Origin of the sequence: Pseudomonas sp. S34 (genome assembly GCF_009866745.1) — a bacterium.
Taxonomy (GTDB): Bacteria; Pseudomonadota; Gammaproteobacteria; order Pseudomonadales; family Pseudomonadaceae; genus Aquipseudomonas; species Aquipseudomonas jessenii.
In genome coordinates this window covers 5,219,781-5,236,325 of the sequence record NZ_CP019398.1, presented here as the reverse complement: position 1 = coordinate 5,236,325, position 16,545 = coordinate 5,219,781, and the positions used below count along the sequence as shown (strand labels likewise).

13 protein-coding genes and 1 riboswitch are annotated in these 16,545 nt (G+C 60.7%); of the genes, 9 read left to right on the top strand and 4 right to left on the bottom strand.

The features are described 5' to 3' along the window. Positions 1-123: 123 nt before the first annotated feature. The 3 genes from PspS34_RS23330 to PspS34_RS23320 all read right to left on the bottom strand — a co-directional run bounded on the left by PspS34_RS23330 (position 124) and on the right by PspS34_RS23320 (position 2,969). The gene (locus tag PspS34_RS23330) at positions 124-708 is read right to left on the bottom strand and encodes a TMEM165/GDT1 family protein (protein ID WP_008016665.1); all 585 of its coding nucleotides are present in this window, start codon (positions 706-708) and stop codon (positions 124-126) included. Between the two features lie 89 nt (positions 709-797). Further along, positions 798-920: riboswitch (yybP-ykoY riboswitch) on the bottom strand. Between the two features lie 51 nt (positions 921-971). Then, positions 972-1,970, bottom strand: a complete 999-nt coding sequence (locus PspS34_RS23325) for a class I SAM-dependent methyltransferase (protein WP_008045980.1) — start codon at positions 1,968-1,970, stop codon at positions 972-974. A 33-nt stretch (positions 1,971-2,003) separates the two neighbouring features. After that, positions 2,004-2,969 (bottom strand): 2-hydroxyacid dehydrogenase, encoded by a 966-nt coding sequence (locus PspS34_RS23320; RefSeq protein WP_057713340.1) that lies wholly within the window; start codon positions 2,967-2,969, stop codon positions 2,004-2,006. A gap of 91 nt (positions 2,970-3,060) precedes the next feature. On the opposite strand from PspS34_RS23320, the gene PspS34_RS23315 reads away from it, so the two are divergent. The 7 genes from PspS34_RS23315 (at position 3,061) to PspS34_RS23285 (ending at position 13,684) form a co-directional block, all read left to right on the top strand. Then, positions 3,061-3,690, top strand: a complete 630-nt coding sequence (locus PspS34_RS23315) for a LysE family transporter (RefSeq protein ID WP_150815205.1) — start codon at positions 3,061-3,063, stop codon at positions 3,688-3,690. A 189-nt stretch (positions 3,691-3,879) separates the two neighbouring features. After that, entirely contained in the window at positions 3,880-5,562 is a 1,683-nt protein-coding gene (locus PspS34_RS23310) for a fatty acid--CoA ligase (RefSeq protein ID WP_150815204.1), read from the top strand. A 339-nt stretch (positions 5,563-5,901) separates the two neighbouring features. Continuing rightward, positions 5,902-7,806 (top strand): DUF1302 domain-containing protein, encoded by a 1,905-nt coding sequence (locus tag PspS34_RS23305; RefSeq protein WP_057713343.1) that lies wholly within the window; start codon positions 5,902-5,904, stop codon positions 7,804-7,806. Positions 7,807-7,834: 28 nt separating this feature from the next. Then, positions 7,835-9,199 (top strand): DUF1329 domain-containing protein, encoded by a 1,365-nt coding sequence (locus PspS34_RS23300; RefSeq protein ID WP_150815203.1) that lies wholly within the window; start codon positions 7,835-7,837, stop codon positions 9,197-9,199. A 175-nt stretch (positions 9,200-9,374) separates the two neighbouring features. Next, positions 9,375-12,113: a LuxR C-terminal-related transcriptional regulator gene (locus PspS34_RS23295; RefSeq protein ID WP_154860503.1), complete on the top strand. Its 2,739-nt coding sequence runs from the start codon at positions 9,375-9,377 to the stop codon at positions 12,111-12,113. A gap of 90 nt (positions 12,114-12,203) precedes the next feature. Beyond that, positions 12,204-12,845 (top strand): MBL fold metallo-hydrolase, encoded by a 642-nt coding sequence (locus PspS34_RS23290; protein WP_154860502.1) that lies wholly within the window; start codon positions 12,204-12,206, stop codon positions 12,843-12,845. 104 nt (positions 12,846-12,949) lie between these two features. Then, the gene (locus PspS34_RS23285; protein ID WP_102670980.1) at positions 12,950-13,684 is read left to right on the top strand and encodes an OmpA family protein; all 735 of its coding nucleotides are present in this window, start codon (positions 12,950-12,952) and stop codon (positions 13,682-13,684) included. A gap of 272 nt (positions 13,685-13,956) precedes the next feature. On the opposite strand, the gene PspS34_RS23280 is transcribed toward PspS34_RS23285, so the two are convergent. After that, positions 13,957-14,391, bottom strand: a complete 435-nt coding sequence (locus PspS34_RS23280) for a DUF1043 family protein (RefSeq protein ID WP_008045970.1) — start codon at positions 14,389-14,391, stop codon at positions 13,957-13,959. A gap of 144 nt (positions 14,392-14,535) precedes the next feature. Between PspS34_RS23280 and PspS34_RS23275 the strand changes: the two genes are divergently transcribed. Then, the gene (locus PspS34_RS23275; RefSeq protein WP_057713348.1) at positions 14,536-15,165 is read left to right on the top strand and encodes an alpha/beta fold hydrolase; all 630 of its coding nucleotides are present in this window, start codon (positions 14,536-14,538) and stop codon (positions 15,163-15,165) included. A 24-nt stretch (positions 15,166-15,189) separates the two neighbouring features. Beyond that, complete coding sequence (locus PspS34_RS23270) at positions 15,190-16,545, top strand: tryptophan--tRNA ligase (protein ID WP_150814949.1); 1,356 nt, start codon at positions 15,190-15,192, stop codon at positions 16,543-16,545.

Here is a 16,545-nt window from a genome sequence, read left to right as displayed (position 1 = left end):
GCTCCCACAATAAATCTCCATTGACTGCAAACTTTGTGTGCACTGGAGACCCAATGTGGGAGCGGGCTTGCTCCGGGCGGCGTTCCGACGAAGAACGATAACGCGGTCTAACGACCTGTCGCGTCAAACCCACCCGCTGCTCTGCATCGCCTTGTACACCGCGACAATCGCCAGGATGAAGAACGCCGATGCCGCCAGTCGACGGATCAGGGTCAACGGCAATTTGTCCGCGGCGAAGTTACCGGCCAATACCACGGGCACGTTGGCAATCAGCATGCCGAGGGTGGTGCCGATGATCACCAGCCACAGCTCCGGATACTGCGCAGCCAGCATCACGGTCGCGATCTGCGTCTTGTCGCCGATTTCCGCCAGGAAGAACGCGATCAGCGTGGTCAGGAACGGCCCGAACTTGCGGGCGGTGCTGGCTTCGTCGTCATCCATCTTGTCCGGGACCAGGGTCCACAGCGCCGTGGCGGCGAAGCTCGCGGCGAGGATCCAGTGCAACATCGTATCCGAGAAGAAACTGCCGACCCAGGCGCCCACTGCACCGGCGGCCGCATGGTTGGCCAGGGTCGCGGCGACGATACCGGCGATGATCGGCCAGGGCTTGCGGAAACGGGCAGCGAGAATGAGCGCGAGCAGTTGCGTCTTGTCGCCGATTTCGGCCAAGGCAACGATTGCGGTAGGTACGAGTAGTGAATCCAGCATCAGGGTTTTCCTAAGGGGCGGGTCGACACGGCTATGACACGTACAGCCTCCCCGCCCCGGGTAAGGTGTTCGTGTCATAGGTCTTGTCAAACCCTGCGATCCATCTGATGTGGATGCTTGGGTCGCATGCGCCATGGTCTGAGGACCAAGTATGTTGACGCATGCCGGACGAGCGTGGCGCTCGTGGGAGACTACTCCCCTAGGACGGAGCGGATTCTGCCTTTGCAAAACCCATTCGGCAAGCCTTCTTTTTCAAAGAAGTTCTATCCGCGCTTGGCTCGGTAGATCCGGAAGCCCTGTCCTTCGGCCTTGATCGCGCACACACCAAGATGCTCTTCGATCAACGGTTGATACTTCAGGAAGCTGTTCGCTACCAGACGAAGTTCGCCACCGTTTTTCAGATGTTTGGCCGCTTTTCGCAGCAAATTCTCCGTTGCGAAATAGTCGGTGTGCACGCCGACATGGAACGGCGGATTGCTCAGGATCGCACTCAAACCCATCGGGGCGGCATCAATGCCGTCACCGGTTATCACCTCGGCTTCCAGACCATTGGCCGCCAGGGTCAGGCGACTGCTGGCAGCGGCAAAGGCATCCACATCCAGCAACGTGACCTGGTTATGCGGGTAACGACGTTTCACTGCCGCGCCCAAGACCCCTGCGCCGCAGCCGAAATCAAGCAAGTGACCGCTGGGCAGTTTGTCCAGATGTTCCAGCAGCAGCGCGCTGCCGCGATCCAGGCGACCATGGCTGAACACCCCCGGCAGGCTGATGACCTTCAACGGGCCTTCGGCCAGCGGCAATTCATAGGTCTGCGCCAGGCTTTCCAGCGGTTTGGCTTCAGGTGCGTTGGCCACGGTGACCAGCCAGAGCTGGCAGTGGCGCGCGCTGTCGAGTTTGCGTGGTTTGCCGAACGGGTTGAGTTGTTTGGCGGCGCCTTCGATGCCGCTTTTTTTCTCGCCGACCAGGTACAGCTCGCGGCCAGCCAGCCGCGACGCGAGGGCGTTGAGAATGTAGTCGGTCAGGTCCTTGGCCTTGGGCAGAAACACCACCGCTGTATCGAACTCGCGCTCAGGAGCATTCACACCAAAATGGCTGCGCTCGGCGAAGCGGGCGTCCAGCGCGGCCTGATCGCCGGCGTGCCAGCACCAGCCATGAGCTTCGGGCAGACGGCCCAGCAAGTCGTCGGCGGGCAAGCCGGCCAACAACACCGAGCCCTGGAATAACTCGGCCTGACGAAGCAGTACTTCACTGCGCGGATCCATAACTGCTCCTGTGAAAAAAAGTGCCGCAGTTTATCAACTGACGACCCGCAGCGCCTTACCGCTGAAGTATCCCAGTGCGTTTTCGGTCACTTGGCCAACGATTCGCTGGCGCGCTTCGCGGCTGCCCCAGGCGTTGTGCGGGGTGACGATCAGGCGCGGGATGTCATGGGCCAGCAGCGGATTGCCGTTGACGGGAGGCTCGACGCTCAGCACGTCAGTGGCGGCGCCGCCCAGATGCCCGTTGCGCAAGGCGTTGGCCAGCGCCTGTTCGTCGATCAGGCCTCCGCGGGCGGTGTTGACCACGAACGCGCCGGGTTTCATCGCGGCCAGTTCGCGGGCGCCGATGAAGTGACGGGTGTGTTCGTTGAGCGGGCAGTGCAGGGTCAGGGCATCGACTTGCGGTAGCAGTTCATCCAGTGGCAGGCGGTCCGGCCGGGCAGGGCGCCCTGGAATTTGCCCCAGCACAACGCGCATACCGAAGGCTTCAGCCAGCCGTGCGACCGCGCCGCCCAATTCGCCATGGCCCAAAAGACCAAGGGTTTTGCCTTCGAGTTCGACAATCGGGTAATCCAGCAAACAGAATTGTTTGGCTTGCTGCCAGCGGCCTTCGCCGACGGCTTTTTGATAATCGGCCAGGCGCGTGGCCAGGTTGAGCAGCAGCATGATCGTGTGCTGCGCCACCGACGGTGTGCCGTAGCCCTGGCAGTTGCACACGGTAATCCCGTGGGCGCGGGCGGCGGCGAGGTCGACATTGTTGGTGCCGGTGGCGGTGATCAGGATCAGCTTGAGATCAGGGCTGGCGGCCATGGCGGCGGCATCGATCAGGATCTTGTTGCTGATGGCGACGGTCGCACCCTTGAGGTGTTCGATGACTTGATCGGGCAAGGTCTGGGCGAACAGTTGCAAATCGCCGAAACAACTGCGCAGCGGGTCGAGGTCAAGGTCGCCGAGGTCCAGGGACGGGTGGTCGAGGAAAACGGCGCGGCGGGTGTTCGTCATCAACTGTACCTTTTGTGCAATGAACTGAAGGCGTAATCTGCCGAGCCTACCAGATGAAATAACTAGTTACGCTTGGCCTGAAGGAGCCCCCATGTACTGGACAGAGTTCTTGACCGTTGCCCTGATTCACCTGCTGGCCGTGGCCAGCCCTGGCCCGGACTTTGCCGTGGTGGTGCGCGAGAGTGTTACCCACGGTCGTCGCGCGGGTACCTGGACCGCGCTGGGCGTGGGCACGGCGATTTTCCTGCACGTGGGTTACTCGCTGTTGGGTATCGGCCTGATCGTGTCCCAGTCGATCGTGCTGTTCAATGCTTTGAAATGGGCCGCCGCCGCTTACCTGCTGTACATCGGTTACAAGGCGCTGCGCGCGCAACCGGCCAAATCTGTGGCGGACGACCTGCACAAGGAGGCCGGCGAGCGCACCGCCCGTGGTGCCTTCACCTCGGGTTTTGTCACCAACGGTCTCAATCCGAAAGCCACGCTGTTCTTCCTTTCGCTGTTCACCGTGGTGATCAACCCGCACACGCCGCTGGCCGTGCAGGCCGGGTACGGGGTTTACCTGGCGGTGGCGACAGCGATCTGGTTTTGCCTGGTGGCGATGTTGTTCAGCCAGCAGCGCGTACGCGCCGGTTTCGCCCGCATGGGCCATTGGTTCGACCGGACCATGGGCGCGGTGCTGATCGCGATTGGCGTGAAGCTCGCTTTTACCGAGATGCATTGATCAGATATCTATCCTTGTAGGAGCAGCCGGTCGACGCTCCTACAGATGATCAAACCTCGCAAATGATGGCGTAACGCTATCATTCGTGGGGTTCTGCAAATCATTCCTTTGGCTGATTTGGCTGACGTTCAAGGGCACTACAGTGCGTACTTTCAGTCACGACCGTGCAGTCAGATTAAAGGGATTATTATGTTGCAGACTCGCGTTATCCCCCCGGCCGAAGGCGCTTACCAGTACCCGCTGTTGATCAAACGGCTGCTGATGTCCGGTGCCCGTTATGAGAAAACCCGCGAGATCATCTACCGCGACAAGTTGCGCTATAGCTACCCGACCCTGATCGAACGGGTAGCCCGCCTGGCCAACGTGCTGACAGCGGCCGGAGTCAAGCCCGGGGATGCCGTGGGTGTGATGGACTGGGACAGCCATCGTTACCTGGAATGCATGTTCGCCATCCCGATGATCGGTGCGGTGATCCACACCATCAACGTGCGCCTGTCGCCGGAACAGATCCTCTACACAATGAACCACGCCGAGGACCGCTTTGTGCTGGTCAACAGCGAGTTCGTCGGTCTCTACAAGGCCATCGAGGGGCAACTGACCACGGTCGACAAAACCCTGCTGTTGACTGACCTGCCGGAAAAAACCGCGGACCTGCCGAATCTCGTCGGCGAATACGAACAACTGCTGGCCGCGGCGAGCCCGCAATACGACTTCGAGGACTTCGACGAAAACTCGGTCGCGACCACGTTCTATACCACCGGCACCACCGGCAACCCCAAGGGCGTGTACTTCACCCATCGGCAACTGGTGCTGCACACCATGGGCGTGTCGACCATCATGGGCGCGATCGATAGCGTGCGCCTGCTGGGCACCAACGACGTGTACATGCCGATCACCCCGATGTTCCACGTGCACGCCTGGGGCTTGCCGTATGTGGCGACCATGCTCGGGCTCAAGCAGGTGTATCCCGGCCGCTATGACCCGGAGTACCTGGTGGAGTTGTGGCGCAAGGAAAAGGTCACGTTCTCCCATTGCGTACCGACCATTTTGCAGATGGTCCTCAATGCCAAGGCCGCGCAGACCGTCGACTTCGGCGGCTGGAAAATCGTCATCGGCGGCAGCGCCCTGAACCGCACGTTGTACGAGGCGGCCAAGGCCAAAGGCATTCAGCTGACCGCCGCCTACGGCATGTCGGAAACCGGGCCACTGGTTTCGTGCGCACACCTCAACGATGAATTGATGGCGGGTACCGAAGACGAACGCACCACTTACCGGATCAAGGCCGGCGTACCAGGGCCGCTGGTGGAGGCGGCGATCGTCGACACCGAGGGCAACTTCCTGCCCGCCGATGGCGAGACCCAGGGCGAACTGGTGTTACGCGCGCCGTGGCTGACCGAGGGGTATTTCAATGAGCCGCAGAAGGGCGCCGAGCTCTGGGCCGGAGGCTGGCTGCACACCGGTGACGTGGCGACCCTGGACAGCATGGGCGTGATCGACATTCGTGACCGGATCAAGGACGTGATCAAGACCGGTGGCGAGTGGATCTCCTCCCTGGACCTGGAAGACCTGATCAGTCGTCATGCGGCGGTACGTGAAGTAGCAGTGGTGGGGATCCCCGATCCGCAGTGGGGCGAGCGGCCGTTTGCCCTGCTGGTGCTCCGTGAGGGGCATGCAATCGGGGCGCGGGAACTCAAGGAACACCTCAAGCCGTTTGTGGAGCTGGGACACTTGAGCAAGTGGGCGATTCCGAGCCAGATCGCTCTTGTTACTGAAATTCCCAAGACCAGTGTCGGCAAGCTCGACAAGAAGCGCATTCGCGTCGACATCAGCGAGTGGCAAGCCACCAACAGCACCTTCCTCTCGACGCTTTAAGCGTCACCTGGCGTGCTCGAAAGGGCACGCCAGCCCCCACCAAGCAAGCGCTTGGCTTGTCAAAACGAAATTTTCAGCCATCCTTGCCGTGCCGACGGGTGTCGGACTGGCGAAAGGACTGTTCCAGAGTGGCTGGCAGCTGCAAATCACACTTTAGAGGGATCAAGCGCTACTACCTGCTGGCTATAGTCCACTCAAGGATTTTTAAGAACGGGGCAACCGCACGAACCGGGGCGATGCAACTTTGGAATGACTTTGGGATGCCATGGCTCCCGGTTATCCACAGCGTTTTTAGAAGTGCTCTTGCCATAAAAATAAAATGCACATGGAGTAGCGTCGATGACATCAGCAAACCAGTTCTGGCGCCGGGCGAAACTGCCCCTGGCTGTCAGTCTTGCCTCTACGCTCGCCGGGCCAGCATTCGGCGTCAGTTTCAACGTCGGTGAAATCGAAGGTCAGTTCGACTCATCCCTGTCGATCGGTGCCAGTTGGTCTACCGAAAGTGCCAACAAGAACCTCATCGGTGTCAACAACGGCGGCAAGGGTCTGTCCCAGACTTCTGATGACGGTCACCTGAACTTCAAGAGCGGGGAAACTTTCTCGAAGATCTTCAAGGGCATCCATGACCTTGAACTGAAATACGGCGATACCGGTGTTTTCGTCCGTGGCAAATACTGGTACGACTTTGAACTGAAGGACGAAAGCCGTCCGTTCAAGGACATCAGCGACGACAACCGCAAGGAAGGCGCCAAGTCTGCCGGCGGCCAGATCCTCGACGCCTTCGTCTACCACAACTACTCCATTGCCGATCAGCCAGGCTCCGTGCGTCTGGGCAAGCAGGTCGTGAGCTGGGGTGAAAGTACCTTCATCGGTGGTGGCATCAACTCGATCAACCCGATCGACGTGTCCGCGTTCCGCCGTCCGGGGGCCGAGATCAAGGAAGGCCTGATCCCGGTCAACATGTTCTATGTGTCCCAGAGCCTGACCGAAAACCTCTCGGCCGAAGCGTTCTACCAAATTGAATGGGACCAGACCGTTGTCGACAACTGCGGCACGTTCTTCTCCCAGCCAGACATCGTTGCCGACGGCTGCGACGACAACCTGCGCGTACTGGCCAAGCGCTCGCAAATTCCGGCCATTGCCCTGGGGCCTTTGGCCGCCAACGGCGTCGACGTCAACAATGAGGGTGTTCTGGTGCGTCGTGGCCCCGATCGCGATGCCCGCGACAGCGGCCAGTGGGGCGCGTCCCTCAAGTACATGTTCGATCCGCTGGACACCGAGTTCGGCGCCTACTTCATGAATTACCACAGCCGTGCGCCGATCTTCAGCGCTACCGGTGCGCCGCAGTCGGTCTACAACACTGCAGCGGCCCTCCAGGGCGGCCCGTTCGCCGCACTGGCGCCATTGCTGGTGGCGGGTAATTCGCAGTACTTCATCGAATACCCGGAAGACATCCGCCTCTACGGCCTGAGCTTCTCCACCACCCTGCCTACCGGTACGGCGTGGAGCGGTGAGATCAGCTACCGTCCGAACGCTCCGGTGCAGCTCAACTCCACCGACATCCTGTTCTCCGGTGTTCGTCCTATAGGCAATAACAACCCGAACAACCCGTTGACCAATGCATCGCTGCTTACCGGCGTGCCGGGTCAGGACCTGCACGGGTATCGTCGCAAGGAAGTCACCCAGTTCCAGACCACCCTGACGCACTTCTTCGATCAGGTCATGGGCGCCAGCCGTCTGACCCTGGTGGGCGAAGTGGGCGTGACCCACGTTGGCGGCCTGGAAAGCACTTCCGACGTTCGTTATGGCCGCGATCCGGTCTACGGTCCGGGTGAATTGCCAGCCTCTGGCGCGCTCAATACCTGCGTGACACTCAACAACAGCACCATCAGCGGTGCCGGCCCGGGTACGCCGACCAACAACCGCAGCCGCAACTGCACCGACGAAGGCTTCACCACCGCGACTTCATGGGGCTACCGCGGTCGTGCCATCTGGGAATACAACGACGTGTTTGCCGGTGTGAACCTCAAGCCAAACGTAGCCTGGTCTCATGACGTGGAAGGCTACTCCCCTGGGCCTGGCGGCAACTTCGAGGAAGGCCGCAAGGCGGTGAGCCTGGGTGTCGACGCCGAGTACCAGAACACCTACACCGCGAGCCTGGCCTACACCAACTTCTTCGACGGCAGGTACACCACCGTGGATGACCGCGACTTCGTTGCGCTCAGCCTCGGCGTGAACTTCTAAGCACTGAATTTTCAGGACGAACGAACATATGAAAATAACAAAGAGTCTGTTCCACGCCGGTGTTCTGGGCCTTTCACTGCTGGCGACCAGCGTCATCGCAGCGGTTCCCCAGGCCGAAGCCGACAAACTGGGCAAGAGCTTGACCCCGATGGGCGCTGAAATGGCGGGTAACGCCGACGGTTCGATTCCGGCCTGGAAACCGTTGCCGAAGAATGCCGGAGCGGTCGACAGCAAGGGCTTCCTGTCCGATCCGTACCCGGGTGAAAAACCGCTGTTCACCATCACGGCGCAGAACGTCGACCAGTACAAGGAAAAGCTTGCCCCGGGTCAGTACGCGATGTTCAAGCGCTACCCGGAAACCTTCAAGATGCCGGTCTATCCATCCCACCGCGGTGCCACCGTGCCGGATGAGGTGTTCGCCTCCATCAAGAAGAACGCCACCAACACCAAACTGGTGTCCGGCGGCAACGGCCTGGAGAACTTTGAAACCGCCATTCCGTTCCCGATCCCGAAAAGCGGCGTTGAAGTCATCTGGAACCACATCACCCGCTATCGCGGGGGCAGCGTGACCCGCCTAGTAACCCAGGCCACGCCACAGCCGAACGGCTCGTTCAGCCTGGTGTACTTCCAGGACCAGTTCGTGTTCCGCGACAAGATGAAGGACTACGATCCGGCGAACCCGGGCAACATCCTGTTCTACTTCAAGCAGAAAGTGACCGCGCCGGCGCGTCTGGCCGGTGGTGTACTGCTGGTTCACGAAACCCTCGACCAGGTCAAGGAGCCGCGCTCGGCATGGGTCTACAACGCCGGCCAGCGTCGTGTGCGCCGTGCGCCGCAAGTGTCCTATGACGGCCCGGGTACCGCAGCCGATGGCCTGCGTACCTCCGACAACCTGGACATGTACAACGGTGCACCGGATCGTTACGACTGGAAGCTCGAAGGCAAGAAAGAGATGTACATCGCCTCCGATGCCTACAAGCTCGACGATCCGAAGCTCAAGTACACCGACATCATCAAGGCCGGTCACATCAACCAGGACCTGGCTCGTTACGAGTTGCGTCGTGTGTGGCATGTAGTTGCCACCCTGAAGGAAGGTCAGCGTCACATCTACGCCAAGCGTGACTTCTACATTGACGAAGACACCTGGCAAGCAGCGGTCATCGATCATTACGACGGTCGCGGTCAACTGTGGCGCGTCGCCGAGGCCCATGCCGAGAACTACTACGACAAGCAAGTACCGTGGTATGCCCTTGAAACCCTGTACGACCTGCAATCGGGTCGTTACCTGGCGCTGGGCATGAAGAACGAAGAGAAGTCGGCCTATGACTTCGGCTTCACTGCCACCACCAGCGACTTCACCCCGGCCGCCTTGCGTCAGGATGGTGTTCGCTAAAGTGAACTGAGTAGAGGCCGCACCCTCTGAAAACGCCCCGACTGGTTCGGGGCGTTTTTTTTGCTTGTAGACTTTTTGTAGCCATTTGTAGCAATTACCTTCATTCCCTATCCGTTTACGGCTAGTCTGCGGACATCTGCAACGCCGCCACCCGCAATTCAAACAAGAGCCGGCTATGACTGATTTGTCTACATCCCCAGGTTCTGCAAACGTTGCTGTCGCGACACTCGACGGGCGCTTCTTCCGCCCGCCGTTGCCCGACGGCCATGTGCTGCGTCCACGTTTGTGCGAGCGCCTGAGTGCCGGGCTCGGTGGCAGGTTATTGCTGGTCAGCGCACCGGCAGGGTTCGGCAAGAGTTCGTTGGCGGTGGAGTTTTGTCAGGGGTTGCCGGCGCACTGGCAAAGTCTCTGGCTGGGGTTGAGCCCGCGAGACAGTGACCCGGGACGTTTTCTCGAACGCCTGCTGGAAGGCCTCCAGGACTACTTCCCGCACCTGGGCAGGCAATCGCTCGGGCTGTTGAAAATGCGCCAGCGCCATCAGCCTTTCGCATTCGAAGAATGGCTGGATGGCCTGCTCGACGAATTGGCCGAGCACTTGTCCACCGCGACGCCATTGCTGCTGGTGCTGGATGATTACCATCTGGCCCAGGGGCCGGTACTGGACCGTTGCCTGCAATTTTTCCTCAATCATCTCCCGGATGGCTTGCTGGTGATGGTCACCAGTCGCCAACGTCCCGACTGGCATCTGGCGCGGCTGCGGCTGTCGCGACAACTGCTTGAATTGCATGAACAGGATCTGCGCCTGACCCACGACGAGGCCTTGAGCCTGCTCGACCGGCACAGCAGTTCCTTGCGCGGTGAAGCACTGGAAAACCTGATCCAGCGCAGCGAAGGTTGGGTCGCGGGGTTGCGTTTCTGGCTGCTGGCCGCCTCGGAGGCGGGTACCGACGGCGCGCTGCCGCAATCGTTGCACGGCGGGGAAGGGCTGATCCGCGATTACCTGCTCGAAGAGGTCATCGATTGCCTGCCCGCCGAGGTCCAGTCGTTCCTCTACGACACGGCGCCCCAGGAGCGTTTTTGCAGCGAACTGTGCGATGCCGTTCGCGACGCCCATGACAGCGGCGAAATCCTGCGCTTCCTGCTCGCCCACCAGGTGTTCCTGGTGCCGCTGGACGAGCACGGCCACTGGTATCGTTACCATCACCTGTTTTCCGATCTGTTGCGCACGCGCCCGACTTCCCAGTCGATGGTGCCGGCCGCCAGCCTGCACCTGCGTGCCTGCCGCTGGTTCAATGCCCAGGGACTGCTCGATGAGGCCGTGGAACAGGCCTTGCGCGCCGGTCACCTGGACGTCGCGGCGAACCTGGTGCAGAACCTCTCCGAGGAGCAACTGCTGGCCGAGCAGAATGTCGGCATGTTGCTGCGCTGGAAAATGGACTTGCCCGACAGCTTGCTGATCAGCACGCCGCGGCTGATCGTGCTCTATAGCTGGGCGTTGGGGATGGCTTGCCAACTGGATGCCGCCGAAGAGCTGGCCAGCCATTTGAGCCGTTTCCTGCCTGCTCCGTCGGCCACCGCACAGAAGTCGATGCTCGCTCAATGGCTGGCGTTGAGCGGCATCATTGCCCGTGGACGCGGCAACCGCGAACTGACGCTGCGGTACTGCCGCGAAGCGTTGGAAAGTCTTCCGTGCAAGCGTTACGGCCAGCGCCTGATGTGCCTTTCGACCCTGTCCAACCTCGCCATTGCCGACGGCGATTTGTGGCGGGCACGGGGATTGAACCGCGAATCGCTGGAGTTGGCGCAACGGGTCGGCAACCCCTTGTTCGAAGCACTGGCGCACTACGACCGCGCCCGGGTGTTGCAAGCACGAGGGGAAATCTGTCGGGCGCTGGAAGAAGTCCGTCAGGGAATGCAGCGCCTGCAGAGCTTGCCTGCGCAACGACTGTATGCGGTTCGCGCCCGGCTGACCTTGTACGAGGGCTTTTTGCTGGCCCTGCGCATGCAGCCGCAATTGGCGCGGGTGCGATTGCAGGCCGGTTTGAGCGAGGCGCGCGCCTGCCGTGACATCAGCGTGCTGATCGGCCACTGCGTGATTGCCAGGCTGGAAGGCAGCAGTGGCGAGTTCGCCAAGGCCTTTGCCGAGCTTGCCGAAGCCGAACGGCTCATGCACATCTGGGATGTGCCACCGATCTACTACCTGGCCATGATCACCCTGGTCAAATGTGAACTCTGGCTGGCCCAGGGGCGCACTGACCTGGCCGAAGCCTGGCTGGCGCGCCTGGGGCAGACCTATAACGGCGAAAACGCGGCGGCACCACCGGAGTTCCATCCGCAATTGCCGCTGCATATCGAATTGCAACAAGCCTTGCTCGACGTCATCCAGGGCCAACCGATGCTGGCCGAAGGGCGTTTGAATGCACTGCTCGAACATGGCCAGCAAAGCGGTCGGCAGATGCTCAGCGCCATGGCGCTGACCCAGAAAGTGGCGTTGTTGCTGGGTAGCGGACGGGAACCGGAAGCACGCAAGGCACTGGCCCAGGCGCTGGACGCCGCCGGCGGAGGGGTGCTGCAACCCTTCGAGGGCTTGTTGGCCGAGCACCCGGACTGGCTGCGTGGGCAGCTTCAAAGCTGTCCGCCAACCCCCGTTTCCCTGAGCCTCAGTGAAAAACTGCCGGCATTGGCTGCCCGTCCCGGGCTGGAGTCCTGTGCAGCCGCGGAGCAACTCAGCGCCCGGGAAATGGCGGTCCTGCGATTGATCGCCCAGGGCTGTTCGAACCAGGAAATCAGCGATCAGCTGTTTATTTCCCTGCACACGGTCAAGACCCACGCCAGCCATATCAATAGCAAACTCGGGGTCGAGCGGCGTACGCAGGCGGTGGCGCGAGCCAAGGAATTGGGGGTACTGGGTTAAGGATTTTTCACGTTACACATCGCGGCCATTGGCTGGATACTCAATTGTGAGAAAATCACTCATCCCCCGTTTATCGAGCAGGCCCCGCCGATGTCCCAACAACCCACCCTCATTCGCGAAACCTTCCCCGTCGGCCCATTGCAGTGCAACTGCACGATCATCGGCGATCCGGTAACGAAAAAGGCCATCGTCGTCGATCCAGGTGGCAATCATGAGCTGATCCTGGCGCGGCTCGACGCCCTGGGGCTGAAAGTGGTCAGCATCATTCACACCCACGCCCACCTCGATCATTTCCTGGCTTCCGGTCAACTCAAGGAGAAAACCGGCGCGACGCTGCATCTGCACAAGGAAGACCAGTTTCTCTGGGACAACCTGGAAATGCAGTGCCAGATGTTCGGCGTTCCTTATACCCCGGTGCCATCCCCGGATCGCTGGCTGGCCGATGATGAAGAACTGGCTTGCGGCTGCGGCGTGGCGCTGCACACGCCAGGTCATACGCCGGGCTCCATGAGCTTCTGGTTTTCCGAGGCCAAGCTGCTGATTGCCGGTGATACGCTGTTTCGTCGCGGCGTCGGACGCACGGATTTGTGGGGCGGCGACCAGGCGGCCATCGTGCGCTCGATCAAGCAGCGGCTGTACACCCTCGACGAAGACGCAACCGTGGTGACCGGGCATGGTCCGGACACCCGCCTGGGCGATGAAATGCGCGAAAACCCCTTTGTTCGGGGCTGATTTGTAACATTCGGAATTTTTACCCGTTAACATGATCCAACGCCCGCAAAGGCTGATGCCTTGGTCCGTTGCACCACAGAATGCAAAAAAAGTAGGAGCTTTACATGTTCACCATGCGTCGTTTGATGATTGTCGCTACTGCCGTGGCCGTACTGTCCGGCTGTGCCTCGCCCAACCCTTATGACGGTCAGCCGCAGGGTCAGGCGGATGGCAGCTCCCAAGGCATGAGCAAGACCGCGAAATACGGTGGCCTCGGCGCTCTGGCCGGTGCGCTGGCCGGTGCTGCGATCAACCACGATAACCGTGGCAAGGGCGCACTGATCGGTGCTGCGGTGGTCGGTGCTTCCGCCGCCGGTTACGGCTACTACGCCGATCAGCAAGAGAAAAAGCTGCGCGCCAGCATGGCCAACACCGGTGTCGAAGTGCAGCGCCAGGGCGACCAGATCAAGCTGATCATGCCGGGCAACATCACGTTCGCTACCGATTCGGCGAACATTGCCCCAAGTTTCTATCAGCCGCTGAACAACCTGGCGGGCTCGCTCAAAGAGTTCAACCAGAACCAGATCGAGATCGTCGGCTATACCGACAGCACCGGCAGCCGCCAGCACAACATGGACCTGTCCCAGCGTCGCGCCCAGAGCGTGGCAACCTACCTGACCTCGCAAGGTGTCAGCGGTGCCAATCTGAGCGCCCGTGGCGCCGGTCCGGATAGCCCGGTTGCCAGTAACGGCGACGCCAATGGCCGGGCGCAGAACCGCCGTGTAGAGGTCAACCTCAAGGCGATTCCGGGCCAGGAGTATGGTGGTCAGCAGCAAGGTCAGGTTCAGCAGTACCCTTGATCGTCTGATTGAACCCCAGGCGTAGAAAAGCCCGCTCGATCTTCTACGGATCGGGTGGGCTTTTTTGTCGTCAGTTCCGGCCCCTTCGCGGGCAAGCCCGCTCCCACAGGTCATGTGTTGGATGCAGATTTTGTGTACGACATCGACCATTGTGGGAGCGGGCTTGCCCGCGAAGAGGCCAGACCAGGCAGCAGGAATCTGGAACGGACAGAAACAAAAAAGCCCCCGGACCAGTGAAAGTCCGGGGGCTTTTTGTATGGCGCGAAAGCTGATTACTTCTTCAGGCCATAATGCTCATCGAGCATGCCCGGCGAGTTCGGGGCTTTCGGTGCGTAGTCGCGAGGCGGCTCCTGATCGCGCGGTGGCGTCAGGCGTTCACGGGGTGCCTGCGCCGCGTCGGCGTGCAGGGAAGCCAGCAGGCGTTGGCGAGTCTGTTCGTCCAGGGCCAGGCGGTTGGCGCCCTCGGCGAGATGGTCCTGCACTTCCTGATAGCTCTGAGTCAGTTTCTTGACCAGTGTCGCGGTGCTGTTGAAGTGGGTCACCACCTCGTTCTGATAACTGTCGAAACGTTCCTGAATATCGTCCAGCTGACGCTGCGTGCGGCTGGGCGCGGCGTTCGGTGCAACGCGAGCGATCAGGAACCCAATGGCGACACCCACAACCAGGGCAAGAGTCGGTAACAACCAAACTAAGAGCGAGTGTTCCACGAGTCCTTCCTCTATAAACGGCTTTGCTTTACGTTAACGGCTCGAACCTGCGCTGTATACCGCGATTCACTCGCAATAGACAGCCACAGACAATTTGCTAGACGAGTCGACCTGATCCGAGGTCACGGAGTTCCTTCCTTGCTTATGCGTGAAACCCCTGTAGTGATTGATGGCCCGGTGGGTCAACTGGAAGCACTGTACCTGGACAACGAGCAGGCGCGTGGCCTGGCGCTGATCTGCCATCCGAACCCGGTGCAGGGCGGCACCATGCTCAACAAAGTGGTCTCGACCCTGCAGCGCACCGCGCGTGATGCCGGTTTGATTACTTTGCGTTTCAACTACCGCGGGGTGGGTGCCAGTGAAGGTACACATGATATGGGCACCGGCGAAGTCGATGATGCCCAGGCTGTGGCCGAATGGTTTCGCGCCAGACACCCGCAATTGCCACTGACCCTGTTCGGTTTCTCCTTCGGTGGATTTGTTGCAGCAAGTCTTGGCGGACGCCTGGAAGCGAAGGGCGAACCGCTCAAACATCTGTTCATGGTCGCACCGGCGGTCATGCGCCTGAGCGCTCAGGACTCACTGCCACAGCAGGGCGAACTGACCCTGATCCAGCCGGAAACCGACGAAGTGATCGATCCGCAGTTGGTTTACCAATGGTCCGACACGCTTGAACGTCCCCATGAGCTGCTGAAAGTGGCAGAATGCGGACACTTTTTTCATGGCAAGCTGACCGATCTCAAGGATCTGATCCTGCCGCGTCTCTCGAATTGATTGCAGTCTGACAAGCGATTACCCATGACGACTCGTACCCGTATCCTCACCGGCATCACCACCACCGGCACGCCGCACCTGGGCAACTACGCCGGTGCCATCCGCCCGGCGATCCTGGCCAGCCGTGACAGCAATGCCGACTCGTTCTACTTTTTGGCGGACTACCACGCCCTGATCAAGTGCGATGACCCGCTGCGCATCCAGCGCTCGCGTCTGGAAATCGCTGCGACCTGGCTGGCCGGTGGCCTGAATGTCGACCGCGTGACCTTCTACCGCCAGTCCGACATCCCGGAAATCCCCGAGCTGACCTGGCTGCTGACCTGCGTCGCCGCCAAGGGCCTGCTCAACCGCGCCCACGCCTACAAGGCTTCGGTGGACAAGAACGTCGAGAACGGCGAGGACCCGGATGCAGGCATCACCATGGGCCTTTACAGCTACCCGGTGCTGATGGCCGCGGACATCCTGATGTTCAATGCGCACAAGGTGCCGGTCGGTCGTGACCAGATCCAGCACGTGGAAATGGCGCGGGACATCGGCCAGCGCTTCAACCATCTTTTTGGCCAGGGCAAAGAGTTCTTCACCATGCCCGAGGCGTTGATCGAAGAGAGCGTCGCCACGTTGCCAGGCCTGGATGGTCGCAAGATGTCGAAGAGCTACGACAACACCATCCCGCTGTTCAGCAGTGCCAAAGAGATGAAGGACGCGATTTCGCGGATCGTCACCGACTCCCGCGCACCGGGCGAAGCCAAGGATCCGGACAACTCGCACCTGTTCACCCTGTTCCAGGCGTTTGCCACCCCGGCGCAAGCCGACGAGTTCCGCAGCGAACTGTTGCAGGGCCTGGGTTGGGGCGAGGCGAAGAATCGTCTGTTCCAGTTGCTCGACAACGAACTGGGCGAATCCCGCGAGCGTTATAACCAGCTGATCGAGCGCCCGGCGGATCTGGAGGACATCCTGCAACACGGCGCGAAAAAGGCCCGTGCGGTAGCGACACCCTTCCTCAACGAACTGCGTGAAGCGGTGGGCCTGCGCTCCTTCGTTGCCCAGACTCAAGTGGCGGCGACCACCAAGAAGAAAGCCGTGAAGGCTGCACGTTTTGTCAGCTTCCGTGAAGACGACGGCAGTTTCCGCTTCCGTCTGCTGGCGGCGGATGGCGAACAACTGCTGCTGTCGCGCAACTTCGCCGACGGTAAAACCGCCGGGCAGGTGACCAAGCAACTGCAAGCGGGCCAGGCATTGGACGTGCGCAGTGAAGACCTGGGCTTCAGCGTCTGGCTGGAAGGCGAGTGCGTTGCCGACAGCCCGGCGTTTGCCGACAGCGCCGCCCGTGATGCTGCCATCGAAGCCTTGCGCATTGCCCTGACGCCGGTTCAGGAATAA